Below are 14,159 nucleotides of genomic sequence, written 5' to 3'. Positions count from 1 at the left end.
GTGGCGGAGCCCCGGAGACTAGATTCGGTGCATGGCGGAGACGAAACGCGAGATCGAGCGCAAGTACGAATCCGACGCCGGCGGGCTGCCCGACCTGACCGGCGCCGGCGGGGTCGCGGCCGTCCTCGACAGAGGCCTCGTCGAGCTGGACGCCACGTACTACGACACCGCCGACGAGCGACTGGCCGCCGCCTCGCTCACGCTGCGCCGCCGCACCGGCGGCGCGGACGCCGGCTGGCACCTGAAGCTCCCGGTCGCCCCGGGAGTCCGCGACGAGATCCGGGCCCCGCTCTCCGACACCGTCCCCGAGGAGCTCGCCGCCCTGGTCCGCTCCCGCGTCCGGGACGCCGAGCTGATCCCCCTGGTCCGGCTGCGCTCCACCCGCGATGTCCGGCACCTGGCCGACGCCGACGGCGGCCTGCTGGCCGAGGCGAGCCTCGACACCGTGACCGCCCAGCGGCTCACCGGCGAGAAGCGGACCGCCCAGTGGACCGAGATCGAGGTGGAACTCGCCGACGACGGGGACCCCGCCGTCCTCGACCAGCTGGAGAAACGGCTGCGCAAGGCGGGCGTCCGCCCGGCCGCCTCGCCGTCGAAACTGGCCCGCGCCCTGGAACTGACGGCCGACCGCCGCCCCGCCGGGAAGTCCGGCCCGACGCGGCCGGTGACGGCGGGCGATCATGTCCTCGCCTATCTCCGCGCCCAGCGCGACGCCCTGGTCGAGCTGGATCCCGCCGTCCGCCGGGGCCTGCCCGACACGGTCCACCGTATGCGGGTCGCCACCCGCCGAGCCCGCACCACCCTGCGCACCTTCGGCACCGTCCTGGACCGCGCCGTCACCGACCCCGTCGGCGCCGAGCTGAAGTGGCTCGCCGGCGAGCTGGGCGTCCACCGCGACCAGGAGGTGCTGGCCGACCGGCTGAGGACCGCCCTCGCCGCGCTCCCGCCCGCCCTGGTCACCGGGCCCGTCCGCGAACGGATCACCGCCTGGGCCGAGGCCCGGCAGCACGGCGCCCACGGCCACCTCACCGGTGTCCTGGACTCCCGCCGCTATCTCACCCTGCTGGACACCCTGGACGCCCTGCTCGCGGACCCGCCGCTGCGCGAGGCGGCCGCCAAGAAGCCGGGCAGCAAACCGGGGAAGAAACCGGGCAGGAAACCTCAGAAGGCGCTCGGCAAGGCCGTTCGCAAGGCTGAGAAGAAGCTGACGGCTGTCATGGAGCACGCGCTGGAGCTGCCACCGGGCCGGGACCGCGACCTCGCCCTGCACGAGGCCCGCAAGAAGGCCAAGCGCACCCGCTACGCGGCCGAAGCCGTCACCCCCGCCCTCGGCGCCCCCGCCCGCGGCCTCACCAAGGCCATGAAGTCCCTCACCACCCTCCTCGGCGACCACCAAGACAGCGTCATGGCCCGCCGCACCCTCCTGGAACTGTCGGCGGTGGCCCACGCGGCCGGCGAGAGCACGTTCACGTACGGGGTGCTGTACGGCAGGGAGGAGGCGCGGGCGGCCGCGCTGGAGGCCGAGCTGCCCGCCCGCTGGAAGAAGGCCGGGGGCGGGGCGACCGGCTGAGCGTTCGGGGGAGGCCGCCGGTCGGGTTACGCTTGATGGTCACCCCGCCCCCAGCCTCCGGCCGGGGGTACCCCCAGTCAGCTCATGAAGGTTCGCGAGATGCCTGTCGAGTCGGTTTTCCCGCAGCTCGAAGCTCTGCTCCCGCACGTGCAGAAGCCGATCCAGTACGTCGGCGGAGAGCTCAACTCCACGGTCAAGCCGTGGGACGAGTGCGATGTCCGCTGGGCGCTCATGTACCCGGACGCGTACGAGGTCGGACTGCCCAACCAGGGCGTGATGATCCTCTACGAGGTCCTCAACGAGCAGCAGGGCGTCCTCGCCGAGCGCACCTACAGCGTGTGGCCGGACCTGGAGGCGCTGATGCGCGAGCACGGCGTCCCGCAGTTCACGGTGGACAGCCACCGCCCGGTGAAGGCCTTCGACGTGTTCGGCCTCAGCTTCTCCACCGAGCTCGGTTACACCAACATGCTCACGGCCCTGGACCTGGCGGGCATCCCGCTGGAGTCGAAGGACCGGGGGCTGGACGACCCGATCGTCCTGGCCGGCGGCCACGCGGCCTTCAACCCGGAGCCGATCGCCGACTTCATCGACGCGGCCGTGATCGGCGACGGCGAGCAGGCCGTGCTCGACATGACCCGGATCATCCGCGAGTGGAAGGCTGAGGGCCGCCCCGGCGGCCGCGAGGAGGTCCTCTTCCGCCTGGCGAAGACGGGCGGGGTCTACATCCCGGCGTTCTACGACGTCGAGTACCTCTCCGACGGCCGTATCGCCCGCGTGGTCCCCAACAGGTCGGGCGTGCCGTGGCGCGTCTCCAAGCACACGGTCATGGACCTGGACGAGTGGCCGTACCCCAAGCAGCCCCTCGTGCCGCTCGCCGAGACGGTCCACGAGCGGATGTCCGTGGAGATCTTCCGCGGCTGCACCCGCGGCTGCCGCTTCTGCCAGGCCGGCATGATCACCCGTCCGGTGCGCGAGCGCTCCATCACCGGCATCGGCGAGATGGTCGACAAGGGCCTGAAGGCCACGGGCTTCGAGGAGGTCGGCCTCCTCTCCCTCTCCTCCGCGGACCACTCGGAGATCGGCGACATCGCCCAGGGCCTCGCGGACCGCTACGAGGACGACAAGATCGGTCTCTCCCTGCCGTCCACCCGCGTCGACGCCTTCAACGTCGACCTGGCGAACGAGCTGACCCGCAACGGCCGCCGCTCCGGCCTGACCTTCGCGCCCGAGGGCGGCTCGGAGCGCATGCGCAAGGTCATCAACAAGATGGTCTCGGAAGAGGACCTGATCCGCACGGTCGCCACGGCCTACGGCAACGGCTGGCGCCAGGTGAAGCTGTACTTCATGTGCGGCCTGCCCACGGAGACCGACGACGACGTCCTCCAGATCGCCGACATGGCGACGCGGGTGATCGCGAAGGGCCGCGAGGTCTCGGGCTCGAACGACATCCGCTGCACGGTCTCGATCGGCGGCTTCGTCCCCAAGCCCCACACCCCCTTCCAGTGGGCCCCGCAGCTCTCGGCGGAGGAGACGGACGCCCGCCTGGCGAAGCTGCGCGACAAGATCCGCGGCGACAAGAAGTACGGCCGCTCCATCGGCTTCCGCTACCACGACGGCAAGCCCGGCATCGTCGAGGGCCTCCTCTCCCGCGGCGACCGTCGCATCGGCGCCGTCATCCGCGCGGTCTACGACGACGGAGGGCGCTTCGACGGCTGGCGCGAGCACTTCTCCTACGACCGCTGGATGGCCTGCGCGGACAAGGCGCTGGCCCCGTTCGGCGTGGACGTCGACTGGTACACCACCCGCGAGCGCACCTACGAGGAGGTCCTCCCGTGGGACCACCTCGACTCCGGCCTGGACAAGGACTGGCTCTGGGAGGACTGGCAGGACGCCCTCGACGAGACGGAGGTCGAGGACTGCCGCTGGACCCCGTGCTTCGACTGCGGTGTGTGCCCCCAGATGGACACGTCCATCCAAATCGGCCCGACCGGCAAGAAGCTGCTGCCTCTGACCGTCAAGAACGGTGGCCCGACACCGGCTGCGAGCGGTCACACGCACTGAGGTGAGCGAGGAGGCCGGCGGCCTGCACCTGGGACGGTGGCAAGAAGTCGCCCCCGCTGACCGTCAACTACGCGGGCCCGGCACCGGCTTGGGGTGGGCACGCACACTGAGTGGGCGGTCGGGGTGAGGGTTCTGCCCTCTTGCCGACCGCCCTGGGTGGATATGTGCGGTTGTGTGGTTGAGCCGTTCATGGGCTGGACCGCCGGTCTCTGCCCGTCAGTTGCAGAAGTTGAGGATGGGCAGGAGGCCGTTGCCGCACTGTTCGCCGCCTCCTCCGCCGCCGTGGGCGGGGGTGGCCTTGGTGGCGAGGTGCGTGGCGGGCGTCGCGGCCACGGCGGAGGTGGCGGTCGCCATCCCCGCCACACAGGCGATGCTCACGACTGCGCTGACCGCGAGGACGCGCGGGATCCGGGAAACGACCCTCTTGGGGTGCGGTGTTGTGTTCATGAACTCACCTTGCACACTCCCGCGACCAGTTGCCCGCCGAGCGCATCCAAGGGGGTGAGTCGCCCCCAGGGTTGGTCCGACGCGGGCTGACGGCGGTCAGTGCAGGATGCTCACGGCGCGCGCGATCACGAGGAGCGAGGTCAGCAGGGCCGAGATGCTCTGCACGGCCATCAGGAGCTTGGCTCGGGTCGACAGCGGCATGGTGTCGGTCGGGCTGAAGGCCGTGGAGTTGGTGACGGACACGTACAGGTAGTCGATCAGGGTGGGAACCCAGTCCGAGGCGCCGCTGGCGCCGTCGGCGACCTCCTGTACGGCGTCGTCGTTCTCGTCCTGCGAGAAGCGGAAGTCCGCCAGCGGCAGGGCGGAGCGGGGTGACTGGGTGCGGCTGACCGGGCCGCCCCGGTCCAGCTCCCAGTAGGCCAGGCCGAAGACGATGATGTTGGTGAGCCAGACCTGCAGCGCCGCCACCAGCAGCGAGCGGCCGTCCTTCACCCCGGCGTACACCAGCTCGTGGACCAGGATGACCAGCGACGCGAGGTTGCTGACCGCGATGACGGCCACGAGCGTCAGCGACAGCACCCGGAAGGCCTTCGTCTGCCGGGTCAGGCGCTTGGGGTTGATCGCGATGAGCGGGACGAGCAGCAGGCACTCCAGGGCGGGCAGCACGTAACGAGGAGCGATCAGCAGCTTCTGCGGCAGGAGCAGGTACAGGGCGATCGCCACGAGCGTGGCGATCACCGCCGGCAGCCGTGCCTCCCCCCTGCGCTCATGCCGAGGATGCCTGGTCCTCGCCTCCGCACGCGTACGCGCCATACCCCGGCCTTCCGGTCGCCCGCCACCGACAACGCACGGCACCCTCGCATCCGTGAGCGATGCGGGCCGCCGGGCACCTCCAGCATGTACCCCCGGACACGCGGGTCAGCCGGAGGCGCACCCCGTGGGCAGCGCGCTCCTACGACCGGTTCGGCGGGGCAAAGTCCCCCGAGGCGCCGTCCGGCCGGGCCAGGCGGTCGTCCAGCCAGTCGAAGACCCGCTGCTCGAACAGCGCGCGGCCCATCGGCTCGCAGTGCAGGTGCGCCCCCTCCGTTTCGGTGAAGCGCACGAGTTGCTTCGGGCCGGGCAGGAGGTCGTACAGCTCCCGTGCGGCGCCCGGCCAGAAGTGTTCGCCGTCCGGATCGGTGATCAGCAGCGGGGTGGTGATCCGGCCGGCGACCGGCGTGACGTCGTACCGGGAGACCTCCGTCAGCAGGTCGAACGGCGAGGCGATGCCGTACGGCTTGGCGCGCCAGCGCCACGTCGCGGCCAGTGCCGGTTCCCGGCGCAGGCCCTCCGCCATGAAGCCGTCGAAGGCGGCCCGGTCGCCGGACTCCCACAGGGCGCGCAGGTCGGGGCCGAGGTGGTGCCACCAGCTGTCCACCACCCGGACCACCCCCGGGTCGGCCACCGCCGCGGCGATCCGGTGCTCGAAGGCGAGCGCCCGCGGAACCCAGTACCCGGCCTGGCTGATGCCGGCCAGGGCGAGCCGCCGGGGGTCGACGTCGGGGCGGGCGAGGAGGAAGTCGACGACCGGTGTGATCACGTTCTCCCAGTCCGGCCGGAAGGGCACGCCCCGCTCGAAGAGCATCGACTGCTGGCCGGGGCCGTCGAAGAGCAGGACGCGGTAGCCGCGGGCCACCGCGGGGGCGCCGAGCAGCGTCCAGGCGGAGCTGATCGGGCCGTCGCTGCCGTTGTTGACGATCAGCGTGGGCAGCGGGCCGGATCCGCCCGCCGGGCCGATCAGGTAGCCGGGCAGGGACGTGTCCTCGTACGGGATCGACACCGGCCCGGCGGGCGGGTCCCAGGCCCCGAGGAAGCGGTCGAAGCACGCGCGGTGCTCGGGGAACACCTCGGCCAGCCGTCGGTCGGGATCGGCGGTCGCGTCCACGCCCACCAGCGCGGTGCCGGCGTACCCGGCGGCGCGCAGCCAGCCGTCCCGCGCGCTCACCGTCCGCCCCTCGGCCGCGGCGCGTTCGGCCCGCTCGCGGACCCCGCGGGCCAGCTCCACCCAGGCAGTGCACCAGGCCTCGCCGTCCCCGTCCGCCACGACGGAGGCGGTGGCCAGCACCTCGCCCACGTCGGCGCCCTGCCGCCAGGCCGAGCCCAGGGCGAGCCGGATCTCGTAGTCGAACTGGACGTTCGTGCTGAAACGGTAGGTCATGGCGGCTCCCGGACACATCCCGGTCAGGCTCCGGACAGGTCGTACGCCCCCTTCGACCGCCCGCACCGCACCGAACGCACCGCACCGCACCGCACCGCACCGCACCGCACGTTCACGCTAGGCGGCCTCCGCCTGCCCCGCACGTCCGCCCGCCCCCTACGACAGGCGGCACCGGGCCCCGCGGCGGCACGATGGGAGAGGAGCCGGCGTGCGAGCCGACGGGAGGAGCTGCCATGGCTCAGCGGACGGAGACGAGGGCACCCACGCGGAGGCCCGCCCGCACCGGCGGTGTCTTCCTGTCGTTCGCACCGTGGATCATCTTCGGGGTGGTCGCGAGCCCCAGTACCTGGGAGTACGCGGCGCTCGCCGCCCTGGTCGCCTTGATCGTCCTGTCGGGGCAGGACATGCTGCACGGCAGGATCCGCGTCCTGGACGTGACCGGCATCGTGTTCTTCGCCGTGATCTCCGTGCTCGCGCTGGCCCTCGGCCGCGGGCAGCTCCTCTGGCTGGAGACGTACGCCCAGGTCATCTCCAACGGGCTGGTCGCCGTCGTGGCGCTCGGCTCGCTCTTCGCCGACCCGTTCACCGCGCAGTACGCCCGCGAGCAGACGCGCCGCGAGCTGTGGGACTCACCCGTCTTCCGGCACGTCAACCAGGTGCTGACGGCCGTGTGGGGGCTGGCGTTCGCCCTGATGACGGTCTCGACCTGGCTGGCCGTCCGGTACCCCGGCCAGGACGACTGGTTCAACTGGGTCGTCCCCGTCGCCCTGCTGGTCCTGGCCGTGAAGTTCACCGAGCGCTACCCGGAGTCGTACAAGGAGCGCGTAGCGCCGACGCGCGCGTGACGGCGGGAACACGTCGGCGCGGCGGGCCGGGATCCGGACGGGCGTCCCGTGCGTCCAGCACGGTATGGACCTCAGGAAACCGCCACCCGCGCCGCCCCCGCCCGAGGGCTGCCTCGTCGTCGCCGTCCGCCTGCCGGTGCGGATCGTCATCCTGGTGCTGGTCGTGCCGGTGCGGATGGTCTGGGACGCGCTCGTCGTCACCGGGCGGTTCCTGCGGGACACCGTTCTCCGGCCGCTCGGGCGGGCACTGCTGTGGGCCGCCGAGGCCGTGTTCGTGTGGCCGTTCGCGGGGCTGTGGCGGTACGTCCTGGTCCCCGCCGGCACCGTGCTCCTCGTCGTACCGGCCGTGTGGCTGTACCGGTACGTGCTCACCCCCGCCGGACACGCCCTCGCCCGGCTGGCGCGCGGGGCGGGCGCAGGGTGCGGGTGGGTGTGGGCGCGCGTGCTCACCCCGGTCGGGCTCGCGCTGGCCTGGCTGCTGAGAGGCGCCGGCACGGTGCTGGCCGCCGTCGGGCTCGGCGTGTACACCGCCGTCGCCTGGCTGGCGAGGTATCTGCTCGTCGTGCCCGCGCGGTGGCTGCACGCCTGGTTCCTCGCGCCCGTCGGCCGGGCCGTCGCCCGGTGCGTACGGGGACTCGGGTGGCTGCTGGGCGTGCTCGGCACCGGCGTCGGCGTCGCCCTGTACCGGACGGGCCGCGTCCTGCTCGTGCTGCCCGCGCTCGCGCTGTGGCGCCGGGTGCTGGTGCCCGTCGGCCGGTTCCTCGCGGTCGTCGCGCGCGAGGCCGGCGACGCGCTCGGACACGCCTGGCGGGTCGCCGGGCGGATCTCCCGGGCCGTGGGGCGGGTGCTCGGGACCCTCTTCCGGTGGATCCTCGTGGAGCCGGTGCGCCGGGTGTACCGGACCGTCCTCACCCCCCTCGGACACGTCGTACGGGACACGGTCCTGCGGCCCGTCGCCGACGGTGTGCGCGCGGTGCGCCGGATCGCGCGCGAGGCCCTGGCCTCGGCCCGCGACACGGTGCGGCAGACCCGCGCCGACGTGCGGCGCGTGCTGTTCGGCGAGACCCGGCAGCAGGTGCCGGTGGACCGGCGGGAACCCTCGGGCCGCGACACACGTACTCTTGGTAGGAGTACGACCGCTCTCACGAAGGACTAGGACACTGGGCAAGCGACAGCCCGAAGGCCCGCCGCCCGCACCCGCGGTGCAGCGCATCCGACTGCGCTACACCAAGCGCGGCCGCCTGAGGTTCACCAGCCACCGAGACTTCCAGCGCGCCTTCGAGCGGGCGCTGCGCCGCGCCGAGGTGCCCATGGCGTACTCGGCCGGGTTCACGCCCCATCCGAAGGTGTCCTACGCCAATGCCGCACCCACCGGCACGGGCAGTGAGGCGGAGTACCTGGAGATCGCGCTCACCGAAGCGCGTGACCCCGAGACCCTGCGCGTCCTCCTCGACGAGTCGCTGCCCGCCGGGCTCGACGTCGTCGACGCGGTCGAGGCGCGGACCTCGGGCCTCGCCGACCGGCTGACGGCCTCCGTGTGGGAGCTGCGGCTGGACGGCGTCGACCCGGCCGACGCCCGGCGCGCGGTCGAGGCGTTCACCGGAGCCGGCACCGTCGAGGTGCAGCGCACCACCAAGAACGGCGTCCGCACCTTCGACGCCCGCCCGGCCGTGGTGAGCCTGGAAACGCACGGTTCGCCGGCTGATAGGCCGAGCGACCAGCCCTGTGCGATACTGCGGCTGGTTGTTCGGCACGTGACGCCTGCCGTACGACCCGACGACGTCCTGTCCGGTCTCCGCGCCGTGGCCGACCTGGCGCCGCCGGTCCCCGCTGCGGTGACCAGGCTGGCGCAGGGGCTGTTCGATGAAGAGACCGGCACGGTGACCGACCCGCTCGCGCCCGACCGCGAGGCTGCCGGGGCCCTGACGGCCCAGCCGGCCGCCGCCGCGACGGCGCCGATGCCGGAAGGTCCCGCGTAGGGACGGACGTCGTAGCGCCGCCCTGGTACTCGGGAGCCACCTGGGTCGGGCAGCGCACCCACCAGAAGACTTTCGCCAGGCCGTACCGACAAGGCGTACGGAACCGGCGAGACAGGACACAGAGTGCTCCCGTGCGGCGCCCGCGCCCCGGACGGCGGCCATCGCGCATCGCGCGGGCCGCGGACGTCAACGGCGGACGGTCCCCAGAGACCGTCGCCGGACCAGGTGCGGCGCCCGGGAGCCTGACGGGAGAAACGCCCGCATGCTCGAGCCGACCGAACCCACCGAGGGTTCCGAACTCAACACCCCCAGCGACACCCTGCCGCCGCGCAGGCGTCGCCGTGCCGCCTCCCGCCCGGCGGGGCCGCCCTCCGCGGCCGCCGAGGCGCCCGCCGAGGTCACCGTGCCGGCCATACCGGCCGCCGACGCCGACGAGGTCGCCGACGTGACCGAGGAACCGGCCGCGGAAGCGCCTGCCGCCGCCGAGACCGCTGTGGCCGAAGCGCCTGCCGCCGAGGAGGCCGCCCCGGCCGCGCGTCCGCGTCGCCGTGCCGCCCGCCGGGCCTCCGCGCCCGCCGGTGCGCCCACGTCCGCCGAGGCCGCCGAGACCGTCGTACCGGCCGCGTCCGCCGCCGAGCCGGAGAAGACCGCCGTGGCCGAGGCCGGCGCGGTCGTCACCGGCGAGGAGGCCGCACCCCGCCGCACCCGGCGCCGGGCCACGCGCAGCGTCGCCGCGCCGACCGAGGCCGCCACCGCCGAGAGGGGTGCGACTGCCGAGGCCGCGGAAGCGCCTGCCGCCGCCGAGACCGCTGTGGAGACCGCTGTGGCCGAAGCGCCCGCCGCCGAGGAGGCCGCCCCGGCCGCGCGTCCGCGTCGCCGTGCCGCCCGCCGGGCCTCCGCGCCCGCCGGTGCGCCCACGTCCGCCGAGGCCACCGAGACCGTCGTACCGGCTGCCGCCGCGTCCGCTCCGCAGGACCAGGCCGCCACCCCGGCGCCTGCTGCCGAGTCCGCCACGACGGCCGAAGAGGTCGAGGCCGCGCGTCCGCGTCGCCGTGCCACCCGCCGGGCCTCCGCGCCCGCCGGGGCACCGAAGGCCACGGAGGAGGCCCCGGCCGCTGTTCCGGGCGCCGCGCCGAAGGCCGCCGACGAAGCTCCCGCCGCCGCCGCTGCCGTCGCCGCGGAGCCCGAGGCGCCCGCTGCCGAGGAGGAGGCCGCTCCGCGTCGTACGCGTCGTCGTGCCACCCGGCAGGTGGCCGCGCCCGTGGCCGGTGAGGGCGAGCAGGCCCCTGCCGCCGCTCCCGAGCCCGAGGAGGCGCCGGCCGAGGCTGCCACTGAGGAGGCCACTCCGCGTCGTACGCGCCGTCGTGCCACCCGGCAGGCGGCCGCGCCCGGTACCGAGGAGGCCGTGGCCGCCGAGGCCGAGGAGGCGCCGGCCGAGGCTGCCACTGAGGAGGCCACTCCGCGTCGTACGCGTCGTCGTGCCACCCGGCAGGTGGCCGCGCCCGGTACCGAGGAAGCCGTGGCCGCCGAGGCCGGGCAGGAAGAGGAGGCCGCGGTGACCCCCACCCCGGAGGTCCCCGCGACCACGACCACCGAGCCGGCCGCCGAGGCCGCCGCGCCGCGCCGGGGCCGCCGCCGGGCCGTCCGCGCCGCGTCCGGGTTCGCCGAGCCCGCCCGCCCGGCCCGGTCCGCCGCCGCGGAGGCCGACGAGGCCGACGCCCCGCGCCGGCCGGCCCGCCCCGCCGTCGCCGTCTTCCAGCCGCCGGTCTTCACCGAGCCCAGGTTCCAGACCCCCGAGCGGGCCGCGGCCGAGGCCGCCGCCTCCACCACCGAGGCGGAGGAGCCCGAGGAGCAGGCGGAGTACGCGGAGGAGCGCGCCGAGGCCGGTGGCCGCCGGCGCCGGCGCCGCCGTGCCGCCGCCGAGGAGACCCGCCCGGTCGAGGTCGCGGCCGAGGAAGAGGAGGAGGCCGAGGAGGCCCCCGAGTCCGCCGAGGACCTCGCCGAGGGCGAGGAGGGCGACGACACCGAGGGCGCCGAGGGTTACGAGGAGGGCGGCTCGCGCCGCCGGCGCCGCCGTGGCGGACGCCGTCGCCGGCGCGGTGACGCGGCCGACGGCGAGTCCGGCGAGGGCGCGGACGCCGAGGCCGACGACCTGGCCGCCGAGCAGGCCGCGCAGGACGCCGAGGACACCGCCGAGCAGGACGAGGAGGACACCGAGGAGGGCCGCTCCGAGGACTCCGGCGCCTCCAGCACCAGCAGCCGCCGGCGTCGCCGCCGCCGGCGCCGGGCCGGTGACACCGGTGGCGAGGCCGAGTCGTCCGAGGACGACCCGGAGCGCACGGTCGTCAAGGTCCGCGAGCCGCGCAAGCCCAGCGAGCCGTCCGACGAGGTGCAGTCCATCAAGGGCTCGACCCGTCTGGAGGCCAAGAAGCAGCGCCGCCGGGAAGGCCGGGAGCAGGGGCGCCGGCGCGTTCCGATCATCACCGAGGCCGAGTTCCTGGCCCGCCGCGAGGCCGTCGAGCGCGTGATGGTGGTCCGCCAGCACGGCGACCGTACGCAGATCGGCGTCCTGGAGGACGGCGTGCTCGTCGAGCACTACGTCAACAAGGAGCAGTCGACCTCGTACGTCGGCAACGTCTACCTGGGCAAGGTCCAGAACGTGCTGCCGTCGATGGAGGCCGCCTTCATCGACATCGGCAAGGGCCGCAACGCGGTGCTGTACGCCGGTGAGGTCAACTTCGAGGCGCTCGGCATGGCCAACGGACCGCGCCGGATCGAGTCCGCCCTGAAGTCCGGCCAGTCCGTCCTCGTGCAGGTCACGAAGGACCCGATCGGGCACAAGGGCGCGCGTCTGACCAGCCAGGTCTCCCTGCCGGGCCGTTACCTCGTGTACGTCCCCGAGGGCTCGATGACCGGCATCAGCCGCAAGCTGCCCGACACCGAGCGGGCCCGGCTGAAGACCATCCTCAAGAAGATCGTCCCCGAGGACGCGGGCGTCATCGTGCGCACCGCCGCCGAGGGCGCGAGCGAGGACGAGCTGCGCCGTGACGTCGAACGGCTCCAGGCGCAGTGGGAGGACATCCAGAAGAAGGCCAAGAACGGCGGCAACGCGCCCACGCTGCTGTACGGCGAGCCGGACATGACCGTCCGGGTCGTGCGGGACATCTTCAACGAGGACTTCTCCAAGGTCATCGTCAGCGGTGACGAGGCCTGGCAGACGATCCACGGCTACGTCTCGCACGTCGCCCCGGACCTGGCCGGCCGGCTGTCCCGGTGGACGAGCGAGGTCGACGTCTTCGCCACCTACCGGATCGACGAGCAGCTCGCCAAGGCGCTGGACCGCAAGGTCTGGCTGCCCAGCGGCGGTTCGCTGGTGATCGACCGGACCGAGGCGATGGTCGTCATCGACGTCAACACCGGCAAGTTCACCGGCCAGGGCGGCAACCTGGAGGAGACGGTCACCAGGAACAACCTGGAGGCGGCCGAGGAGATCGTGCGCCAGCTGCGGCTGCGCGACCTCGGCGGCATCATCGTGATCGACTTCATCGACATGGTGCTGGAGTCCAACCGGGACCTGGTGCTGCGCCGGCTGCTGGAGTGCCTGGGCCGCGACCGTACGAAGCACCAGGTGGCCGAGGTGACCTCGCTGGGCCTGGTGCAGATGACCCGCAAGCGGGTCGGCCAGGGCCTGCTGGAGTCCTTCTCCGAGACCTGCGTCCACTGCAACGGCCGCGGTGTCATCGTCCACCTCGAGCAGGCCACCGCCAACGGTGGCGGCGGCAAGCGCAAGAAGCGCGGTGGCCGCGGCGAGGCGTCGGAGCCCGCGCACGAGCATGTGCACGAGACCGCCGCCGTGGCCGTGGAGACCGGCGAGGCCGTCGAGCCCGAGGTGGAGACCGCAGCGGAGGTGGCCGCCGAGGTCGCCGAGCCGGTGTCCCTGCCGGCGCCCGAGTTCACGCCGGACGAGGAGCTGTACAGCAGCGTCGCCGAGGCGGAGGCGGCGGCCGGCCGTGGCCGCACGCGGCGCCGGGCGAGCCGCCGGGCGTCGGCTCCGGCGGGCGCGCCGAAGGCGGAGCGTGCGTCCCGGGCCGACCGGGCAGCCAGGGCGGAGCAGGCTCCGGTGGCCGAGCAGGCCCAGGTGCCGACCGCCCAGGACGTCACCGCCGAGGAGGCGGCGACGCGCCCGGTGCGGCCGGAGCCGGCCGCACAGGCGCTGGCCGAGCCGACGGCCGCCGAGGACCAGGTGGTTCCGGCGCCGCAGGCCGAGGCACCGGCCGAGGAGGCCGCGCCCAGGGGCCGTACGCGCCGTCGGGCCACCCGGAAGGTGTCGGCCCCGGCCGGCTCTCCCGAGGGCGCCGAGGCGGCCGTGGTGACGGTGCCGGAGACCGCGCACGCGGCCGAGGCACCGGCGGAGCAGCCCGCTCCGGCCGCCGAGGCCCCGGCCGAGCAGCCGGCGCAGGCCGACAGCGCCGCCGCCCCGGCCCGCCCGCGCCGCCGTGCGGTGCGCAAGGCCACCGCGCCGACCGCGTCCGAGGAGGCGGCCGTCGTGGTCGTCCCGTCGGCCGCGCCGGAGGCCGCCGAGGCGGCCCCGTCCGAGGCGGCCGCGCAGGCCCCGGCGGACGAGGTGACGGCCGAGGAGGTGGCCGAGGCGACGGCTCCGGCCAAGAAGGCGGCCCGTAAGACCGCCGCGAAGAAGACGGCGGCGAAGAAGACGGCCGCCAAGAAGACCGCGGCCAAGAAGACGACCGCGAAGAAGACGACGGCCAAGAAGGCGGCCAAGACCGCCAAGACGGCCGCCGCGAAGTCGACGGCGAAGAAGACCACCACGGTCTCCACCGCCGGCGACGAGGGCTGACACCCGCGGTGTGCGGCCGGTTCACGTGACCGGCCGCACACCGGTGGGGCCGGTCCGAGTGACCGGCCGCACACCCCCGGGGCCCGGTTTGACCCCCTCGCCCGTGGCCCCGTAACCTTGACCGTCGGCGTGTCCACTGAACACGCCACATCCCCGTAAACCTCTTCCTCCCGGGCGCAAGGCGGGCCGGGAGAGGTCGCCCGCG

Annotated in this window: 9 protein-coding genes; 6 read left to right on the top strand and 3 right to left on the bottom strand. The window is 74.2% G+C overall.

Annotated elements, in window-relative coordinates; translation table 11 throughout:
* The first annotated feature begins 31 nt into the window (after positions 1–31).
* A complete protein-coding gene (locus tag ACZ3ZD_RS07395) occupies positions 32–1,570 on the top strand; it encodes a CYTH and CHAD domain-containing protein (protein WP_467394490.1) in 1,539 nt (512 codons plus the stop codon).
* Between the two features lie 99 nt (positions 1,571–1,669).
* Complete coding sequence (locus ACZ3ZD_RS07390) at positions 1,670–3,631, top strand: TIGR03960 family B12-binding radical SAM protein (protein ID WP_467394488.1); 1,962 nt, start codon at positions 1,670–1,672, stop codon at positions 3,629–3,631.
* A 216-nt stretch (positions 3,632–3,847) separates the two neighbouring features.
* On the opposite strand, the gene ACZ3ZD_RS07385 is transcribed toward ACZ3ZD_RS07390, so the two are convergent.
* The 3 genes from ACZ3ZD_RS07385 to ACZ3ZD_RS07375 all read right to left on the bottom strand — a co-directional run bounded on the left by ACZ3ZD_RS07385 (position 3,848) and on the right by ACZ3ZD_RS07375 (position 6,275).
* Complete coding sequence (locus ACZ3ZD_RS07385) at positions 3,848–4,078, bottom strand: hypothetical protein (protein WP_467394486.1); 231 nt, start codon at positions 4,076–4,078, stop codon at positions 3,848–3,850.
* Between the two features lie 96 nt (positions 4,079–4,174).
* A complete protein-coding gene (locus ACZ3ZD_RS07380) occupies positions 4,175–4,816 on the bottom strand; it encodes a hypothetical protein (RefSeq protein ID WP_467394484.1) in 642 nt (213 codons plus the stop codon).
* Between the two features lie 214 nt (positions 4,817–5,030).
* On the bottom strand, positions 5,031–6,275 hold the full coding sequence (locus ACZ3ZD_RS07375; protein ID WP_467394482.1) for an alpha/beta hydrolase family protein: 1,245 nt from the start codon (positions 6,273–6,275) through the stop codon (positions 5,031–5,033).
* A gap of 233 nt (positions 6,276–6,508) precedes the next feature.
* Here ACZ3ZD_RS07375 and ACZ3ZD_RS07370 point away from each other — a divergent pair, with 233 nt between their 5' ends.
* The 4 genes from ACZ3ZD_RS07370 to ACZ3ZD_RS07355 all read left to right on the top strand — a co-directional run bounded on the left by ACZ3ZD_RS07370 (position 6,509) and on the right by ACZ3ZD_RS07355 (position 13,954).
* Positions 6,509–7,120 (top strand): DUF3159 domain-containing protein, encoded by a 612-nt coding sequence (locus ACZ3ZD_RS07370; protein WP_467394480.1) that lies wholly within the window; start codon positions 6,509–6,511, stop codon positions 7,118–7,120.
* A 64-nt stretch (positions 7,121–7,184) separates the two neighbouring features.
* Positions 7,185–8,276, top strand: coding sequence for a hypothetical protein (locus ACZ3ZD_RS07365; RefSeq protein WP_467394478.1), 1,092 nt, complete (start codon positions 7,185–7,187; stop codon positions 8,274–8,276).
* A 46-nt stretch (positions 8,277–8,322) separates the two neighbouring features.
* Positions 8,323–9,099 (top strand): TIGR03936 family radical SAM-associated protein, encoded by a 777-nt coding sequence (locus ACZ3ZD_RS07360; RefSeq protein ID WP_467394476.1) that lies wholly within the window; start codon positions 8,323–8,325, stop codon positions 9,097–9,099.
* A gap of 262 nt (positions 9,100–9,361) precedes the next feature.
* On the top strand, positions 9,362–13,954 hold the full coding sequence (locus ACZ3ZD_RS07355) for an Rne/Rng family ribonuclease (protein WP_467394474.1): 4,593 nt from the start codon (positions 9,362–9,364) through the stop codon (positions 13,952–13,954).
* The last annotated feature ends 205 nt before the right edge of the window (positions 13,955–14,159 follow it).

The organism is Streptomyces sp. NPDC023481 (genome assembly GCF_055560195.1).
The sequence above is the reverse complement of the archived record's forward strand: the minus strand, read 5'-3'. Positions and strand labels throughout refer to the sequence as shown.